The organism is Umezakia ovalisporum Ak1311, from assembly GCF_029891685.1.
GTDB lineage: Bacteria > Cyanobacteriota > Cyanobacteriia > Cyanobacteriales > Nostocaceae > Umezakia > Umezakia ovalisporum.
On the sequence record NZ_JANQDJ010000067.1, the window covers coordinates 1 to 18,660 of the forward strand.

18 protein-coding genes and 1 pseudogene are annotated in these 18,660 nt (G+C 41.2%); 15 read left to right on the plus strand and 4 right to left on the minus strand.

Features of this window, described 5'->3' with window-relative positions:
• A pseudogene (locus tag NWP25_RS12320) lies at nt 1-216 on the minus strand (photosystem II D2 protein (photosystem q(a) protein)); the annotation flags it as partial.
• Between the two features lie 446 nt (nt 217-662).
• On the opposite strand from NWP25_RS12320, the gene NWP25_RS12325 reads away from it, so the two are divergent.
• The 8 genes from NWP25_RS12325 to NWP25_RS12360 all read left to right on the plus strand — a co-directional run bounded on the left by NWP25_RS12325 (nt 663) and on the right by NWP25_RS12360 (nt 9,094).
• The gene (locus NWP25_RS12325; RefSeq protein ID WP_280651215.1) at nt 663-1,259 is read left to right on the plus strand and encodes a photosystem I assembly protein Ycf4; all 597 of its coding nucleotides are present in this window, start codon (nt 663-665) and stop codon (nt 1,257-1,259) included.
• Between the two features lie 96 nt (nt 1,260-1,355).
• Nucleotides 1,356-2,126 (plus strand): peptidylprolyl isomerase, encoded by a 771-nt coding sequence (locus tag NWP25_RS12330; protein WP_280651208.1) that lies wholly within the window; start codon nt 1,356-1,358, stop codon nt 2,124-2,126.
• A gap of 110 nt (nt 2,127-2,236) precedes the next feature.
• Nucleotides 2,237-3,430: a beta-ketoacyl-ACP synthase gene (locus NWP25_RS12335; RefSeq protein ID WP_280651209.1), complete on the plus strand. Its 1,194-nt coding sequence runs from the start codon at nt 2,237-2,239 to the stop codon at nt 3,428-3,430.
• 110 nt (nt 3,431-3,540) lie between these two features.
• Nucleotides 3,541-4,929, plus strand: a complete 1,389-nt coding sequence (locus NWP25_RS12340; RefSeq protein ID WP_280651210.1) for a folate/biopterin family MFS transporter — start codon at nt 3,541-3,543, stop codon at nt 4,927-4,929.
• Nucleotides 4,930-5,098: 169 nt separating this feature from the next.
• Nucleotides 5,099-6,388, plus strand: coding sequence for a Glu/Leu/Phe/Val family dehydrogenase (locus NWP25_RS12345; RefSeq protein WP_280651211.1), 1,290 nt, complete (start codon nt 5,099-5,101; stop codon nt 6,386-6,388).
• A gap of 114 nt (nt 6,389-6,502) precedes the next feature.
• Entirely contained in the window at nt 6,503-6,934 is a 432-nt protein-coding gene (locus NWP25_RS12350; RefSeq protein ID WP_280651212.1) for a nucleoside deaminase, read from the plus strand.
• 238 nt (nt 6,935-7,172) lie between these two features.
• A complete protein-coding gene (locus NWP25_RS12355; protein WP_280651213.1) occupies nt 7,173-7,553 on the plus strand; it encodes a calcium-binding protein in 381 nt (126 codons plus the stop codon).
• A gap of 359 nt (nt 7,554-7,912) precedes the next feature.
• Nucleotides 7,913-9,094, plus strand: a complete 1,182-nt coding sequence (locus tag NWP25_RS12360) for a patatin-like phospholipase family protein (protein ID WP_280656673.1) — start codon at nt 7,913-7,915, stop codon at nt 9,092-9,094.
• Nucleotides 9,095-9,392: 298 nt separating this feature from the next.
• On the opposite strand, the gene folB is transcribed toward NWP25_RS12360, so the two are convergent.
• Complete coding sequence (folB, locus tag NWP25_RS12365; protein ID WP_280651794.1) at nt 9,393-9,761, minus strand: dihydroneopterin aldolase; 369 nt, start codon at nt 9,759-9,761, stop codon at nt 9,393-9,395.
• Nucleotides 9,762-9,877: 116 nt separating this feature from the next.
• On the opposite strand from folB, the gene menD reads away from it, so the two are divergent.
• Both menD and menB read left to right on the plus strand, forming a co-directional pair.
• Nucleotides 9,878-11,632, plus strand: coding sequence for a 2-succinyl-5-enolpyruvyl-6-hydroxy-3-cyclohexene-1-carboxylic-acid synthase (gene menD, locus NWP25_RS12370; RefSeq protein ID WP_280699514.1), 1,755 nt, complete (start codon nt 9,878-9,880; stop codon nt 11,630-11,632).
• 152 nt (nt 11,633-11,784) lie between these two features.
• Nucleotides 11,785-12,621, plus strand: coding sequence for a 1,4-dihydroxy-2-naphthoyl-CoA synthase (gene menB, locus NWP25_RS12375; protein WP_280651792.1), 837 nt, complete (start codon nt 11,785-11,787; stop codon nt 12,619-12,621).
• A 118-nt stretch (nt 12,622-12,739) separates the two neighbouring features.
• Here menB and NWP25_RS12380 read toward each other — a convergent pair whose 3' ends face one another.
• Both NWP25_RS12380 and NWP25_RS12385 read right to left on the minus strand, forming a co-directional pair.
• Nucleotides 12,740-13,054, minus strand: coding sequence for a hypothetical protein (locus tag NWP25_RS12380; RefSeq protein WP_280651791.1), 315 nt, complete (start codon nt 13,052-13,054; stop codon nt 12,740-12,742).
• 328 nt (nt 13,055-13,382) lie between these two features.
• Nucleotides 13,383-13,925: a DUF721 domain-containing protein gene (locus tag NWP25_RS12385; protein WP_280651790.1), complete on the minus strand. Its 543-nt coding sequence runs from the start codon at nt 13,923-13,925 to the stop codon at nt 13,383-13,385.
• A gap of 649 nt (nt 13,926-14,574) precedes the next feature.
• Between NWP25_RS12385 and NWP25_RS12390 the strand changes: the two genes are divergently transcribed.
• From NWP25_RS12390 to NWP25_RS12410, 5 genes are all read left to right on the plus strand, one after another.
• The gene (locus NWP25_RS12390; RefSeq protein ID WP_280651789.1) at nt 14,575-14,883 is read left to right on the plus strand and encodes a zinc ribbon domain-containing protein; all 309 of its coding nucleotides are present in this window, start codon (nt 14,575-14,577) and stop codon (nt 14,881-14,883) included.
• A gap of 130 nt (nt 14,884-15,013) precedes the next feature.
• Nucleotides 15,014-15,721, plus strand: a complete 708-nt coding sequence (locus tag NWP25_RS12395; RefSeq protein WP_280651788.1) for a PspA/IM30 family protein — start codon at nt 15,014-15,016, stop codon at nt 15,719-15,721.
• 162 nt (nt 15,722-15,883) lie between these two features.
• Entirely contained in the window at nt 15,884-16,654 is a 771-nt protein-coding gene (locus NWP25_RS12400; RefSeq protein WP_280651787.1) for a PspA/IM30 family protein, read from the plus strand.
• Nucleotides 16,655-16,968: 314 nt separating this feature from the next.
• Nucleotides 16,969-17,304 (plus strand): thioredoxin family protein, encoded by a 336-nt coding sequence (locus tag NWP25_RS12405; RefSeq protein ID WP_280699516.1) that lies wholly within the window; start codon nt 16,969-16,971, stop codon nt 17,302-17,304.
• Between the two features lie 31 nt (nt 17,305-17,335).
• Complete coding sequence (locus NWP25_RS12410; RefSeq protein ID WP_280699518.1) at nt 17,336-18,526, plus strand: LL-diaminopimelate aminotransferase; 1,191 nt, start codon at nt 17,336-17,338, stop codon at nt 18,524-18,526.
• The last annotated feature ends 134 nt before the right edge of the window (nt 18,527-18,660 follow it).

The following is an 18,660-nucleotide window of genomic DNA, read 5'->3' on the forward strand; positions in this document are numbered from 1 at the left end:
GTTACAGCCTTCTAGGTAAGATGAAGCTAATCCGTGGGTGTACCAAGAAGTGACGAAGGTTGTACCGGTTAGCCAACCGCCTAATGCTAAGTAAGCGCAGGGGAATAATAATATCCCTGACCAGCCTACGAATACAAAGCGGTCGCGTTTTAACCAGTCGTCTAGTACGTCAAACCACCCTCTTGTACTGGGGGCGCGCCCAACTGCGATGGTCATTGAACTAAAATCCTCTTTTACTAAAATTGCAACGTTTTTTTGAAGCAACGCTGTCGGCAATTTTCCCGACTTAATGCGACTGCGATGAGGAATTAACGTTTATTTGAGAATCTCAGCAGCGTGAAAGCGTCTGAGAGCCTGAGGCTTCACCGTCTTGATGAACGGCATTTCTCAGAGTTATTACATTACACGTACCATCGGCCAATTATTTAGCTTTTGGTAGCTTAATGATTCTTAACTTATCACATTAGTTTGGGTTTTCGCCCAATTGATTTCAGTAAATTAGGTATTAAACACAAACCTATTACTTATTAAAAATATCAGAATTTTAACAATCTGACACAAGTTTTCTCAGAAATCTGAAAACTATAGCTCCTTAACTTGCAAGAAAAGCTCCCGAAATGGCAGACTTGAACAGGGAAGAACTCACGAGCCAATGTAGTTCAATGACGGCATCAACAAAAATTAACGCGGGCGATTTGCCCAATGGCGATCGCAAACCTTCAACTACCCTGCATCAAAATGTTTTGGGTTCTCGTCGGTTTAGCAACTACTGGTGGGCAAGTATCGTTACAATGGGAGCCACAGGCTTCTTGTTGGCTGGGATATCAAGTTACTTGAAGGTAAATTTACTTCTAGTTACTGATCCAACTCAACTGATATTCGTACCCCAAGGACTAGTTATGGGACTATACGGTACTGCAGGCCTACTTTTAGCCTCATATCTATGGCTAGTGATCTTATGGGATGTGGGAGGCGGTTACAACGATTTCAATCAGGAAACTGGTGGGATCAAAATATTTCGTTGGGGATTTCCTGGCAAAAACCGTCGCATTGAAATTGACTGCCATATTCAAGATGTGCAGTCTGTACGAATAGAGATAAAAGAAGGTCTCAATCCCCGTCGTGCGCTCTACCTACGCGTCAAGGGGCGGCGAGACATCCCTTTAACACGGGTAGGTCAACCCTTATCTTTAGCAAAGTTAGAAACTACAGGGGCAGAATTAGCCCGCTTTTTGGGAGTAGCGTTGGAAGGATTGTGAGAAAGAGGTAAGAAACTTAAAAATCGCAATACTCAATTTAAACTCTCAAAAATCACTTAAAAGGATAAGATACTCTGATTGAATCAGTAACTGACTATGCGGTTTAAAGTTCCACAATTTCTAGTTGCGTTTTTGATAGTCGGTGCTTTGATGTTGGGAGGATGTTCAACACAAGATGTGACTTCTAATTCAGCAATCGCTGAAGCAAACACTGAAGCAACATCTGTATCTGAATCTGAAACAATAAGTAATAATGTTCCGGGAATGAAAAATTTACCACACCTCGAAGGTAAAGCCACTGTGGTGATGACGGTTAACGGTTCGCCGATTACTATCGAGGTAGACGGCACTAATGCCCCATTTACAGCTGGCAACTTCGTTGATTTAGTCCAAAAAGGTGTTTACGATGGGTTAGTTTTCCATCGAGTTATACGCGAACCCCAACCTTTTGTGGTTCAAGGCGGCGATCCTCAAAGCAAAGACCCAAACTTTCCAGAAAATAAACTGGGAACGGGTGGTTACGTTGACCCAAAAACCGGGAGAGAACGCCGTATACCCTTGGAAATTAAGGTGAAAGGGGAAAAAGAGCCAATTTATAGCAAGACATTGGAATCGGCTCGGGTCACTAAGCCACCTGAGTTGCAACATAAACTCGGTGCAGTGGCAATGGCCCGATCGCAAATGCCAGATTCAGCTTCCTCACAGTTTTACTTTGCCCTATCAGATTTAGCTTTCTTGGACGGTAACTACGCTGTGTTTGGTAATGTTACCGAAGGGTTTGATGTAGTTAACAAAATTCAGCAAGGCGATCGCATTGAATCAGCTAAAGTCACTGAAGGCGCAAACAATCTGAAAACAGCTAATTAGGATAAATTAGGGCAGTAGAAGGTCAGGAATTTTAAATTTTAGATTATGTTTTCATCTAAAACACCTGCTGAAATTGACTTTCTCTGTCCCCATTATTCCTCATTGCCGAAATGGTTGTTGTCACTGGTATTGGTTTAGTTTCATCCTTGGGAACCAGCTTAGAGCATAGCTGGCAAGAGTTAATGGCAAATAAATCTGGTATTCAATGGCATCAACCATTTTCAGAACTGGAAGCATATCCTCTGGGTCTAATTGGTACACAACCTGCTGAATTAGAAATTTTGACCCAACTGGTTGTCTCTGCAGCATTAAAAGATGCTGGATTAGTTCCTCCTTTACCTGATTGTGCCGTGGTGATTGGATCAAGTCGCAGTCATCAGGGTTATTGGGAGTTGCTGTCCCGGAAAATGTATGGGAATAATATCCTCCAAGCTGCTGTTCATAGTAAGAAGGTAGTAATAGAGAACTGGTTAGATTTTTTACCTCATATGATCGCAATGGCAGCCGCTCGACAAATCGGTACATCTGGCATAGTTTTAGCACCAATGGCTGCTTGTGCTACTGGCATTTGGGCCATGGCTCAAGCCACTTTACTGATTGAAACTGGGCAATGTCAACGAGTGATCGCAGGTGGGATAGAAGCACCAATTACACCCCTCACGCTGTCAGGGTTTCAAAAAATGGGCGCTCTGGCAAAAACAGGGGCTTATCCCTTTGACTTGCACCGACAGGGCTTGGTACTAGGTGAAGGTGCCGCAGTGTTTGTGTTGGAATCGCCAGAATTAGCAAAACAGCGTCAAGCTAAAATTTATGGCAGTATTCTGGGTTTCGGCTTGACAACAGATGCTTTTCATGGTAGCAAACCAGAATGTACAGCAAAAAGTGCGATCGCAGCTGTTCAGCAATGTCTACAAAGAAGCTCTCTCAGACCAAGTGATATTGATTACATTCATGCTCATGGCACAGCCACAGAGCTAAATGATAGAATAGAGAATAAAATTATACAAAATATCTTCCCGAAGGAAGTAGCAGTAAGTTCTACCAAAGGCGCTACAGGTCACACTCTAGGAGCATCGGGAGCTTTAGGTGTGGCATTTTCGCTTTTAGCCATGCAGAAGAAAATACTACCACCTTGCGTAGGATTAAAATCACCAGAATTTGATTTAAATCTGGTAATGGAGCCGCGTGAAAGTCAATTACAAAACGTTTTATGTTTCAGCTTTGGCTTTGGTGGTCAAAATGCCATTATCGCTTTGAGTAATAAAACTGAATCCAATTTAGGAGTTGAGATTACCCAAAAATAAATTCGCCAATTCGTTAAATTTACCAGCCCAACCATCGCCTCCAGCAAAACCTAGATTGTAAGAAGTCGATATGATAGAAAAGTAGATAAAACTTAAAAAATATCAATCAAATGCTGATTGACTTACCCGGCTTGGCCAAAGTCAAAGACTCAGTAAAAGAAAAACTTTTCTTCGGTCATGAACCCAGCGGCGAATTAATTGCAATTCTATCCGTGTACCTTGTCCAAGGAATTTTAGGGTTGGCGCGTCTAGCCGTCAGCTTTTTTCTGAAAGATGAATTGCTATTAAGTCCAGCTCAAGTCTCAGCAATATTGGGAGTTGTGGCCTTACCTTGGATGATCAAACCAGTATTTGGCTTTGTTTCCGATGGTTTACCCATATTCGGCTACCGTCGCCGACCATATTTAGTCATATCTGGCATCTTAGGAGCCACTTCTTGGATTAGTCTGGCAACCATAGTTCATACTAGCTGGGCAGCTACCTTGGCCATCGCCCTTGGTTCTCTCTCGGTTGCGGTGAGTGATGTCATAGTTGACTCATTAGTTGTTGAAAGAGCAAGAGTAGAATCTCTAGCAGGAGCCGGTTCACTACAATCTCTATGTTGGGGTACTTCGGCATTTGGAAGTTTACTGACTGCCTACTTTAGCGGAATGCTGCTAGAAAACTTTACCACGCGCACTGTATTTTGGATTACTGCCTCATTTCCCCTCATCGTTTCTGTAGTAGCTTGTTTAATTGCTGAAACCCCCATCAGCAAAAATGGTAAAGATCATCAAAGCAATAATTCTCTCAGCACTAAGGATCAAATCAAGCAACTACGCCAAGCAATTACCCAAAAATCAATTTGGCTACCTACAGCTTTTCTATTTGTCTGGCTAGCCACCCCAACAGCAGATTCCGCCTTTTTCTTCTTCAGTACTAACGAACTACATTTTGAACCAGAATTTTTAGGCCGGGTACGACTGGTAACAAGTGCTGCTTCTTTACTGGGAATTTGGATTTTTCAACGCTTCCTTAAAAGTGTTTCATTTCGCAAGATTTTTGGTTGGAGTACAGTCATTTCATCAGCCTTGGGAATGACAATGCTCCTGCTGGTGACTCATACTAACCGAGTTTTGGGCATAGATGACCGCTGGTTTAGTTTAGGTGATAGTCTTATCCTTACTGTCATGGGGCAAATCGCTTATATGCCAGTGCTGGTACTCGCAGCAAGATTGTGTCCCCTAGGAGTAGAAGCGACATTATTTGCCTTATTGATGTCCGTTTCTAACCTAGCCGGAATGGTTTCCTATGAATTTGGCGCTATGATCATGTATTGGCTGGGTATTACCGAAACTAACTTTGAATTGCTCTGGCTATTAGTGATTATTACTAACCTCAGCACACTATTACCACTGCCCTTCATTAGTTGGTTACCTGCTAACGACCCGGAAACCGAGTCACCAAAATTACAACCCCCTCCAGTAAAGGGTAGAGAAGAAACATTTTTGCCTCAATGAATGCTAATTCGTCAAAAAAGTGCGGGCAAGTACGAAATGCGCCCAACTCCTTAACAACAAATGAAAATGTAACAAAAACTACAGAATAACTATTTCTTCTCCAAGTCTAGGATAAAATAGGCGGACATATATCCGGTACGCAAAGATACCGCGACTAGGAGAAGATTTTATGGTTTTAACATCTCCGTTGCCTTTAGCAGCCACTACTCCGGCGCACATTTGCCCCTTTGCTCAAGCTTGTAGTTACTTAGAAGCAGCAGGTAAAGAATTAAAGCTACATCAAGGTGTATTGGAAATCCTCAGCCATCCCCGCAAAGTAGTGACGGTTTCCATTCCCGTAAAATTAGATAATGGTGAAATTCAAGTTCTTGCCGGACATCGGGTACAGCACTGTGATATTTTAGGCCCCTATAAAGGAGGAATTCGTTACCACCCATCTGTGACATTGGGAGAAGTTTCAGCTTTGGCCATGCTCATGACGTGGAAATGTGCGTTGTTGGGTATACCTTATGGTGGTGCAAAGGGCGGTATAGCCATAAATCCTAAAAGTTATAGTGTCAGCGAATTAGAAAGAATCAGTCGCCGCTATATCAGTGAGTTAATTAAAGATATAGGACCATCAGTAGATATACCTGCCCCGGACATGGGTACTTCTGCCCGTGAAATGGCTTGGATGATGGATACTTATTCTGTAAACGTTGGTCACGCTGTTCCAGGAGTTGTGACCGGTAAGCCTCTTTCTATTGGTGGTTCCTTGGGACGGGAAATGGCAACGGGAAGAGGTGTAATGATTATTGTACGTGAAGCGTTAGCAGAACAAGGTAAATCCCTGACCGGAGCCGAAGTAGTCATTCAGGGTTTCGGTAATGTCGGGGGTGCAGCAGCAGAATTGTTACACGAGGTAGGAGCGAAGATTATAGCTGTCTCAACGGGTGCAGGAGGTATTTTTGCCCCAGATGGTATTGATATTCCAGCATTGAAAGCCTACGCTGCCGAAAATCTTAAAAGTGTTGTAGGTTTTCCAGGAACAATACCAATTACCAATTTAGATTTACTAACTTTACCTTGCGATGTTTTGATTCCAGCAGCTTTAGAAAACCAAATTACCACAGAAAATGTGAATCAGGTACAGGCGAAAATTATTGCAGAAGCTGCTAATGGGCCAGTGACCTTAGAAGCTAACAAATTTCTAGAAGCCCGTGGTGTAACAGTTCTACCAGACATTTTAGCTAATGCTGGCGGTGTTGTTGTCAGTTATTTAGAGTGGGTGCAGGGTCTTTCTTATGTGTTTTGGGGTGAGGAGCGTGTTAATCATGAAATGGAAAAATTAATGGTGCAAGCTTATCAACAAGTGATCCAGCAGTCGAAGATGAAGCAAATTCCTTTGCGATTAGCAGCTTACACTTTGGGGGTGGGTAGAGTTGCACAAGCCCTGACCGATAGGGGTATTTATCCTTAGTCATTGGTTATTGGCACTCAATTTATTATGGTTAGTTTATTTTAGTATGCGAAACTTAGTCAGCCAGGGGAGTGTCAATGACACGGTTATCACAATCTATAGGAGAATTAACAAATGGATGAATTTATGAAAGCCGCGATGGCAGAGGCAAAACAAGGTAAAAAAGAAGGTGGGATTCCTATCGGTTCTGTTCTTGTCAAGAATGGTAAGATTCTCGGTCAAGGACACAACAAGCGTGTGCAAGATGATGATCCTGTCACCCACGCCGAAATAGATTGTCTCCGCAATGCTGGTAGAGTTGGTAGCTATAAAAATACAACACTCTATTCAACCTTAATGCCGTGCTATTTGTGCGCTGGTGCAGTAGTGCAATTTGGTATTAAAAAAGTCATCGTAGGTGAATCGAGAACTTTTCCAGGTGCTAAAGAATTTATGGTATCCCACGGTGTAGAAGTCATTGATCTCAATCTTGATGAGTGCGAACAAATGATGAGTGAATTTATTGCCGCTAATCCCCAATTATGGCATGAGGATATTGGCAAGTAGTCAAAAATATGGTGATTCACAATTAAAGAAAGACCCACCACCAGGCTTGATCATTGACCTTTGCTAATTTACCTTTAACAACTCAAATTCACCGTTTTTTTGCAACAAAGTCTAAATATTGGCGAAATACCTATGATTCGTTGCCTCCATGATTGGATAAAACAGTAAATAGCAAATTGACAGAAGAGCTTCAAAAGGCTATACCTATCAAGGTGCATCATACATAAGCTGTAATCTTATGCCTAGTGTTGAACGTGACGAAAATAGAGAGCATCGCATTGAAACAGAAATAATTGTCGATGCTGAAGATAAAGAAGACAGGGCAATGGGTTGGTATTACTACCTGGACGATACTTTAAACGTGCCTTTTATGGCTAAGTTGATTAAGAAATCACGTAAAACATCCACAGAGGAGGAGAAAATAGTTGAGGTGCTGGGAATGGCACCAGACGATGAATGCTTAAAAGATATGTATGTGGAAGTAGTTGAACCCAATGGCAAGGATGAAGACGTGTTTACTGCCAAGCTCTCAGATATAGTAGCAATTGATACCGACAGTGAAACTGAAGAAGCCATGGCAGATTGGCGTTATTGGCTTGCCAGAGGTTATAAATTCTAGAAGCGAGCCAGTAAGAAAATTACGTTGCTAGGACTAATAATACAATTAGTAGTCTTGTGGCTGATTGTCAGTTCTGGACAAATAATTGCACTACCGCCAATGGGAAAATTACATCACTAAAAACAGTTAGCTCACAGGCTTTTAGCCCTGGGATGGGTGCCTATTACCTTTAGGTGCAGTGATTAATTCAAATTTACTTGATTGAGACACCATAACCACTGTGCAATGGTGTGCCTAAAACTTTAATTTTCAAAAATAATTACTGGTAAATATACTGTTCCAGTTTGTACATTAATATTGATAAATCTTTAATTAAGAGTTATTACAGAAAAATATTATTGCAAGGAGTTGGGTCAAACATGCCCTTTCGGATTTTAAGTTTAGACGGTGGGGGTATTCGTGGAGTAGTTGCGGCAGCTATGCTGGCTGCCATTGAGAAGGACATTAATCAACCCTTAAATCAGTACTTTGACTTAATTGCCGGAACTTCCACCGGGTCGATTTTAGCAGCTGCCATCGCCACAGGAATCACTAGTCAAGAAATTATTGACATATATAAAGAAAAAGGCTCGATTATTTTTCCCTACACAAGTTATTTTTCATTAAAGCGAATTCCTTTATTATTCAGGTATGGTTTATCTGCTCCGAAGTTTTCAGATCGTGGTTTGACTCAAGTCCTTACAGAAACTTTAGGAAATACAAAACTATTAGATATTACGGATCCGTTACTATTAATTTTTGCTTATGATACCATTACCAGAGAGCCAATAGTATTTAAAAGCTGGCGTGAAGATGCATATTATGGAAATCTGCCTTTATGGCAAGCCTGTGTTTGTTCGGCTTCTGCCCCAACTTTTTTTCCGGCACATAAATTAGACAAAAGAATCAATGGAACAGTGCAATGTGCAACTGTAGATAGCCTTATTTTATGTGATCAGGTATCTTCAACTAACAACATATACAAAAATGCACAGTTGAGAATAACCAGTGGCCCAGGGAAAGGTCAAATTCGTACTATTAAACAGTATGAAGGAACAAAACGACGAGCCTGGATAGATTCCCCTTGGGAAAATATCCCAGATAATACCTCTGGCTACTCTATTAAGACTATCTATTCTGCCATTGATGGTGGTATTGCTGCTAATAATCCTTCGAGTTGTGCAGTTGCTGAAGCTATAAAATTAGGCCATAAAATTGAAGATATTACTGTCCTCTCCATAGGCACAGGGGACCTTACACGAATCATACCATTTGAAAAAGTGCAAACTTGGGGTACCCTACAATGGGTGCAGCCTTTAATCGGTCTATTGTTGGATGCTTCTTCAATTGTTCATGAATACATCACCAATCAAATCATTGGAGAGCGGGTTTTGCGGTTGCAATTCAAGCTTGATAGAGAGTTAACAGGTGAACGCTTAAGTGATGATATTGATGATGTGAGTGAAAAGAATATCAATAATTTAATTGAGGCGGCAGAAGTTTATATTCAACAACCAACAGTGCAAGCTGACTTGCAGAAGTTTTTAGAACTTAACAAATAAATATTGAATTGATAAAACTTATGAGTAAATTGTGATAGCGTTTATCCGTTGAGCGACATAGAAGAACCCCACCCCCAAGCCTCCCCCCAGAAGGGAGGAGAGGAACATAGAGGAATATAGTATATGGGAATCTGATTTGATGGATGAAAAAACTAAGTATTTTAAGGTGCGTGGGGATTAAATCCGCAAAGCACTATTATTACGCTTTGTTACGTTACTTGTCTGTTCAAAAATCAGATAGGAGTCCTTTGACCCACAATTGAAAAATTGTATCATTAAGCAAAAGCAGGTTAGAAATTCACAGGTTAGACCTAGTTCTGGTGTATTCAATACTGATTTTGCCGCCAAAATCTGGAATAGGTGCGGCGGGTTTACTGACAATGACTTGGACTTGTGTAACGCCATCACATTGTTGGAGAATAGAATCAGCGATCATACCCACTAACCTTTCCAGCAAAGAAAACTTAGCAGTTTTAACGATATGTTGTATCGAGCTAATGACGCTGCGATAATCTAAGGTATCTTCAATTACGTCAGTCTTAGCAGCTGTGGAGAGATCTAACCATAACTTCACATCCACCTCAAACCATTGTCCTAGTACCTGTTCTTCTGGTAGATACCCAGTGTAGCCATAGCAGCGAATATTGGTTAAATGAATGCAATCCATAAGACCTAAGAATGAATTTGACATTTGGGGGAAAGTGCAAAAGCCCAACTTGATCAGAAGAATTTTAAATTGAATTTAACTATACAAAATCTAAAATTAAAAATTATTTGATATCTATGCTTGATTCAATACCGTTTGCCCATAAAAATGTTAATCAACTTTGGGCTTATATCTTAACCGAGACACTAAAGCGCCTGGGATTGAATTGTGTCATCATTTGTCCTGGCTCACGTTCTACACCTTTGGTAGTCGCCTTTGTGCAACAAATACCTCATATTGAAGCTATTTCTATTCTCGATGAGCGTTCAGCCGCCTTTTTTGCCATGGGTAGAGCTAAAGCCACTGGGCTTCCCGTAGCATTAGTTTGCACTTCTGGAACAGCAGGAGCGAATTTTTACCCAGCAATCATTGAAGCCCAAGAAAGTCGCATACCATTATTAGTCCTCACCAGTGATAGACCACAAGAATTGAGAAATTGTCATTCTGGGCAGACCATAGACCAAGTTAAATTATACGGTAATTACTCAAACTGGCAAGCAGAGTTAGCTACACCCTCCCCAGACATAGGAATGCTCGCTTATCTGCGACAAACAATTATTTATGCTTGGGAGCGCTGTCAAATTCCTACACAAGGGCCAGTACATTTAAATATTCCCTTTCGTGACCCCCTTGCACCCATTCCTGATGGAGTTGACTTGACTGATTTACAGTCACAGTTCAACTCAGAAGAGTTTTTTTCAGGTACAGCCAATAGCAACCCTGTTTCCCATTCGCCATTCCCTATTCCCCAGCAGTGGTTAAAATATCAACGAGGGATAATTATTGCTGGTGTAGCCCAACCCCAAAAACCAGAGAAATACTGTCAAGCAATTGCGCTTCTTTCTCAAACACTCAACTGGCCTGTTTTAGCTGAGGGACTTTCCCCTGTGAGAAATTATGCTAACCTTAACCCCTATTTAATTTCTACCTACGATATCATTTTACGCAATCAGCAACTTGCCCAAGAATTAATGCCAGAAATAGTAATTCAGGTTGGGGAAATGCCTACTAGTAAAGAACTACGTAACTGGCTATCTAACACGCAACCCCAACGCTGGATCATCGATAGTAGCTATCAAAATTTAGACCCTTTACATGGAAGAACCACACATTTAAGAATATCTGTAGAAGATATAATTTACAGAGAAATTCAGAATTATGAACGAGGAGTTTATTTAAAAAAATGGTGTGCAGTTGAAGAACAAGTCCGAAAAAATATTGATCAGACTTGGGAAAATATAGAAGAATTGATTGAAAGTAAAGCCGCTTGGTTAATTTCGCAAAATCTCCCCCCCCGAACACCATTATTTATTTCTAATAGTATGCCAGTGCGGGATGTGGAATTTTTCTGGAAACCGAATAATTTAGGGATAAAACCTTATGTTAATCGAGGTGCAAATGGTATTGATGGCACACTTTCCACTGCTTTAGGTGTTGCACATCATCAGCAAAGTACTGTGATGTTAACAGGAGATTTAGCTTTGTTACATGATACCAACGGATTTTTAATGAAAAATAAATTTGTTGGACATTTGACAATTATTTTAATTAATAACAATGGTGGGGGGATTTTTGAAATGCTACCCATAGCCAAATTTGACCCACCTTTTGAAGAATTTTTTGCCACTTCCCAGGATATAGATTTTGCTCTGTTGTGTGCTACATATAATGTCCAACACGAGTTAATTAGTTCTTGGGAACATTTAAAACAAAACTTGAAAACGTTACCAAATACAGGAATTAGGGTTTTAGAGGTCAAAACAAATAGGAAATTAGATGCTAAGTGGAGAAAAGAGAATTTAGAGAAATTGGCGCTGGATATTACAGTATGAACTTAACTTTTACATTCTTATTTACGCTTATGCGCCCCTGGATGAGATTTACTTCTGCAACCACTCTGAAAAATCCGCCTGATTCGAGATATTAGCGATCGCTTGTCCCTGAAGTCGCGATAAAATTCTCAAGCACAACAGCGCAATTACCCATGACGCAAATCAACTGGCAAATTGCCAAAGACTACGAAGATATCCTGTATCATAAAACCGACGGTATTGCTAAAATCACTATTAACCGTCCCCATAAACGCAATGCCTTTCGTCCTAAAACTGTCTTTGAACTACACGATGCTTTCTGTAATGCTCGTGAAGATACTAACATTGGCGTAGTTCTATTTACTGGTGCAAGCCCCCACACTGATGGTAAATACGCTTTCTGTTCTGGTGGAGACCAAAGTGTAAGGGGACAAGCGGGTTATGTTGACGACACTGGTATCCCCCGCTTAAACGTCTTAGACTTACAACGGCTAATTCGTTCCATGCCAAAAGTAGTAATTGCTTTAGTGGCTGGCTATGCTATTGGTGGTGGACAAGTTCTGCACTTGATTTGCGACCTAACTATTGCCGCCGATAATGCCATTTTTGGACAGACTGGCCCTAAAGTGGGCAGTTTCGATGGTGGTTTTGGCGCAAGTTATCTCGCCCGCATTGTGGGACAAAAAAAGGCCCGAGAAATTTGGTTTCTTTGTCGGCAATATAATGCACAACAAGCTTTAGATATGGGTTTGATAAATTGTATTGTCCCAGTGGAACAACTAGAAGCTGAAGGTATTCAATGGGCGCAAGAAATTTTAGAAAAAAGTCCGATTGCGATTCGCTGTTTGAAAGCGGCCTTTAACGCTGATTGTGATGGACAAGCTGGTTTACAAGAACTGGCGGGGAATGCGACTTTACTGTATTACATGACAGAAGAGGGTTCTGAAGGAAAACAAGCCTTTCTAGAAAAACGTCCCCCAAATTTTCGCAGCTTTCCCTGGCTACCTTAAAATTATTACAATCGCACCCTAAAAACAGGATGCGATTTTTTAAGATGTAAAAATTTACAGCACTAGAAATATTAAATATTTATCTTATTTTCTACAAATTGAGTTGAATTCAGGGCAACTAAATTTGCATAACCTTCGTCTTAGCCTCTTGTGAGGTGCAGTTACCTATTTCCTCTACAGGGGTAATGATACTAGTGTTCGTATCTGTGGCCAGAGTTTGTGAGCAACCTAAAACTTTTGTTGCATCTGGTAGACCCCAAGCATCTTCCAAAGTTTCCCAAGAAGGTGCAAAAGGTGGAAGTGCTAAAGAACAAGCTTTCCAACCTGCTTGCACTCTCGCTCCTAACTGCTGGCACATTCCGCCTCGGCGACCTTCTGGTAGGTAATGACGACAATATCGACAGGCAGATGTTAAGGATTTAATTGCTTTCATTTGGATCCATCTTGAATGCAGTTTATGGCTGATTTGCATGCTTATATTTTCCTCCCATATATAAAGAGGTAATATTAGCAAAAAGTCATTATTTTACATATGTTTCAGCGATCCCCACGAAAAAATAAACTTTACAATGTTTTTATATTCTTGTTATATATTTCAATGATCACAGTAGTGTATACACAGTAATTTTTAATTAAAAATGCATGGGGATCAACGGTAAAGTTATAAATTTTGATTTGCCTAGTATGTTTCTGTAATGGAGTGCTGTGCTTTATTCAGGATGACAGCATCATTTTGTCTAAGATTATATGTCTTTCAATAACTAAAACTGCTTGGCAGCACAAACACAACAGACCTGCCACCGCTGAAGTTCACCAGGTGGGGTGGGAGATTGACATTGAGGACAAAGGGGTAAGCCTTGCCATCGCCCTTGGATTTTTTTAGCCCAAGATGCAAAAGCAGTGTTGGCGTTCTCAACAGTGGGCGTAACCTCAGTGGGAGAAATATTGACATCACCGAGATAACTGGGATGTTCCCGTGGGATGAGGTTTTTTTGCTGTAAGTAATCTGGAAGAGGCTGCCAATATTGAGTAGAAAAGCGAATATCCACCAACGGCAAAGACAACTTCTGATTTAACTTTAAAAGTAGAGTTCTCCGGGCAAATGTCATATTCTGTGCCCAAGCAGCACTAGAAGTTGCTACCAGCAAAACATCACGCTGAATTGATAATGGTCGCGTATGAGTGGCCGCAACTTGTCCGACAATATCTGTCCATAACTGGAGTAAGCCCTGAAATGGGTGCTCTTGCCATTTAGCCTGCTGTTTGAGAACACCTAAAATATCATTAACTGATTCCAACGACATTTTTGAGATTGCTCAACTTTAGTTATGGATTAAAAGATTTTCTCTATGATTACGCTTAATGTATCTTAAGTTAATTCAGTTGCCAATGCAGAACTCAAACCATCAGCAGATGGGTTTGATGATGTAATTACCGATAATAAAGGCTATCACCCGCTCTTTACCGCATAAAAAGTAGTTACTGATGCTTATTTATCACCTGGACAAACCGCGATTAGTCTAGCTGGATTAAAGACCGTTGAGACAGCACAACAAAGGATAAAAGAGCTAGAGTCCCAAGGTATTAAAGCTAGGATTCAGTAGCAATGACCTGTAAAAATCTACGATAGGATGAGGTGCTGGGATTGATTCTTGATTTTTTCTCCCTCCCCCCTAAACCAGTACCAAGGGCTAGTAAGTGAATCAAAATATCTATTTAAATCTTTTCGTATCTTATTAAACAGGAAACTAACAACAAAGCTTCAGTGTTTACACGATGCTTATCAGTGAGGAAGAGAATTAATTAATATCTTAACTCTCAGTGGTGGACATGATGTACTGTCTTCTATGTACTAGACTTTATTCCCGGAAAAGTTGTAAAATGGTGGAATAATAACATTTTTTGTAGAAGATGTAAAAATCATTGCTGATAGCGGATTTGAATGTATCTCGGATGTTAGCTAATCATCAACTGGCAAAAGCAACTTCTGATTTGGGTTTTTATGAATTGAGGAAACATTTAAACTATAAATGTCAAGTACATAGCTCAAAATTAGTGATTATTGATAGATGGTTTCCTAGTCCTAAAACCTGCTCTAATTGTGGTATAAAAAAGAATCTCTCATTGAGTGCAAGAGTGTTTAACTGTGATAGCTGTGGATTTGAATGTGACAGGGATTTCAACCCAGCTATTAATTTGAGTCAGTGCAGTCTTGGAATTTCCCTAAATGGAGAAACTGGTGTATTAAAAGCTGTCAGTTAGGCAGCGTTAGCCTGTGCATTGGGTAGTGCGCCGACACTTACAAGATGAAGCAGGAAGCAAATAAAGCCCAAAGTAGATTTGAGTAGATTTTATATAACGGCTGTGGACAAAAAGTAAATGGAGAGCTGACATGGAATTCATCAAGCGTATCCTGGGGATAATTCGCGCTAATATCAATAGTCTAATAGGCAATGCCGAAGATCCGGAAAAAATTCTGCAACAAGCTGTGAACGCCATGCAGGAAAACTTGGTGCAATTGCGCCAAGGAGTAGCACAAGCTATCGCTACTCAAAAACGCACAGAAAGACAGGCCGCAGCTGCACAATCCACCTCAGAAGAATGGTATCGCCGCGCTCAATTGGCACTACAACAAGGGAATGAAGTTTTAGCACGGGAAGCTTTAACTAAACGCAAGGCTTACCAAGAAACTGCCACGGCTCTATATAGTCAAATTGAGCAGCAAAATGATGTGGTAGCAAGATTGAAAAAGGATATGCGATCGCTGGAGTTAAAAATTGGCGAGGCTAAAACTAAAAAAGATATGTACATAGCTCGCGCCCGTTCCGCTGAGGCTTCTGTCCGACTTCAGGATATGTTGGATACTAGTTCTCGTACAAGTGCTCTGAATGCATTTGAGCGTATGGAAGATAAAGTTTTACAACTTGAAGCACAATCAGAAGCCATCGCTCAACTCGGTGCTGACGAATTGCAAAAACAATTTGACTCCCTAGAATCAGTCGATGACATTGATACGGAATTAGCAGCGATGAAACGTCAAGTTTTAAACCCGGGTGAAAATGCCTCGCCACAGAAGTTACCTAAAAGTGAAGACTCTTAAAGATTGGGCAATCATCGAAGTTAGGATATATCTTAAAAAATAAAGGGTGTCGGGAAGTACCGAACCACACCGGAATGATTACATTGAAATAGGAAGCTATTAAATAGTAAAAAAGCGAACTGTCGCAAAAAGCGCATAAAGTCTACAAGGAAAAACACAATTATGGGATTATTTGATCGCCTTAAACGAGTAATCAGTGCTAACCTCAACGATTTAGTTAGTAAAGCTGAAGATCCAGAAAAAATACTAGAACAAGCCATCCTGGAAATGCAGGAAGACTTGGTGCAGTTGCGTCAGGGAGTAGCTCAGGCCATCGCTGCCCAAAAACGAACTGAGAAACAGTACAATGACAATCAAAATGAAGTTAACAAATGGCAACGCAATGCCCAATTAGCTCTACAAAAGGGCGATGAGAACTTGGCACGACAAGCCCTAGAACGCAAAAAAAGTTTCAGTGATACCGCACAGTCCCTCAAAACTAGCCTAGATCAGCAATTTGACCAAATTGAAACTCTCAAGCGCAACTTAGTCCAGCTAGAAAGCAAGATTGCGGAAGCTAAGACGAAAAAAGACACCCTTAAAGCTCGTATTACCTCTGCCAAAGCTCAAGAGCAACTTCAAGGTATGGTGCGCGGTTTGAGTAGCACCAGTGCTATGGCAGCATTTGAGCGCATGGAAGAAAAAGTCCTGATGCAAGAAGCTCGCGCCCAAGCAGGAATAGAGTTGGCAGGGACAGATTTAGAAAGCCAATTTGCTCGGTTGGAAAGTAGCGATGTTGAAGATGAATTGGCAGCGTTAAAGGCACAGATGTTAGAGCCTGGGCCTCAACCCCAAGGACAGCTACCACCACAAGGCCAAACCACCCAACCCAAATCTAATGAAGTGGTTGATTCTGAATTGGAAGCTCTCAAAAGGCAATTGGATCAAATGTAATTTGACTTGATGATGCTATACAAGTCCCACACCTATTGGTTGTGGGATTTTCCATGACTAAGCTGTTATGCATTTAACTTGTATAATCACAGGAGGCAACATACCCACACTACCTATTTCACTGCCTTCCCAGAGCACACAGAGAAAAAACATGACTAGTCTCTTCACGAAAACAAAGTAATTAAATTAATCAGAAGTACTTTTTATAAATAATCAGTGTAGGCTCTGCCGTTCTAAGCTAACAATATTCAGCACTTTTAAGATAGAGTATTGTGTGTGCGAGCTTTGATCGATGTCAGCCAATGGAGAGTGTCATGAGTAAGGGTGTAATCAGCATAACTGATAGTGAGTTTGAAACTCAAGTATTAAAGGCCGAGCAGCCTGTGTTGCTTTACTTTTGGGCTTCTTGGTGTGGCCCTTGTCAATTGATGTCGCCATTAATTGACCTAGCGGCAACCAAATACAGCGATCGCCTGAAAATTGTTAAAATGGAAGTCGATACCAATCCGATGGCGGTGAAACAGTACCAAGTAGAAGGCGTACCAGCCCTGATACTATTTCATGGAGAGCAAGTCTTAGCATCTGCCGAAGGAGCTATTGGCGAAAAAAAATTACTTCAATTCTTGGATACAAACTTAACTATTAATTAGTCCATAGGCAGCAGTAGCTGACTAACAACTTATGCAGTTTGCTAAACGTTTACAACCTCTGCAATCCAATGTGTTTGCTGATATGGACAAGGCCAAGGCAGTGGCTTTATCAGCAGGAAAGCAGTTAATTGATCTGTCTTTGGGATCTTCAGATTTACCAGCCCAGCCCCATGTGATTGCGGCTATTGGCGACTCTCTCCATGATGCCAGTACCCACGGTTACTTGCTGTTTCATGGCACTAAACCATTTCGCCAAGCAGCAGCTAACTGGTATGAACAAAAATTTGGGATTAAAGTTGATCCAGAAACTGAGGTACTGCCCCTGATTGGCTCCCAGGAAGGTACTGCCCATCTACCCTTAGCACTCCTTAACCCCGGAGACTTTGCTTTATTACAAGATCCGGGTTATCCATCCCACGCTGGGGGAGTGTATTTGGCTAGTGGTCAAATCTACCCAATGCCACTACGGGCAGAAAATAATTTTTTACCAGTGTTTGCTGAGATTCCTGGGGATGTTTTGGCTCAATCACGCATGATGGTATTGAGCTATCCTCATAATCCCACGGCTGCCATGGCTCCTTTATCTTTTTTCCAAGCAGCTGTGGCTTTCTGTCAGCAATATGACCTTGTGTTAGTTCACGATTTCCCCTATGTAGATTTAGTATTTACGGAAACGGGAGATGCACTGAGTAGCCAATGTTTAGCTCCTTCCATGTTGCAAGCTGACCCAGATAAAAGTGTCTCTATTGAATTTTTTACCCTTTCTAAGTCATACAACATGGGCGGGTTCCGTATAGGTTACGCCATCGGTAATGCCCAGTTAATTCAAGCTTTACGCCAAGTTAAAGCGGCTGTTGATTTTAATCAGTATCGGGGAATTTTGAATGGTGCTATCGCTGCCCTCACGGGTCCCCAAGCTGGAGTCACAGATGCCGTTGCTACTTTCCGTAAACGCCGTGATGCTTTTATTACATCTCTACAGCGAATCGGCTGGCAAGTCCCCACTCCTCAAGGCACAATGTACATTTGGGCTAAGTTACCCTCGCCTTGGCATCAAAGTTCTGTGGAATTCTGTACTCAGTTAGTTAAACAAACCGGTGTAGCAGCTTCCCCTGGTGCTGGCTTTGGCAAATCAGGAGAAGGATACGTCCGCTTCGCTTTGGTGCATGAACCACCTGTGTTAGAAACTGCTGCAGCAAGAATTGCTCAGTTTATTGCTTAATTGCTATGTTAACGGGGGTAGACCAAGCCAAGGTGTAGAAGCCCAAATCTAAATAAAGGCAACAGCATATAATAAGGCACCCAAATTATATTTAATCAAACTTTTAATCAGTTTCCCGAAATTATTGCCGAAAT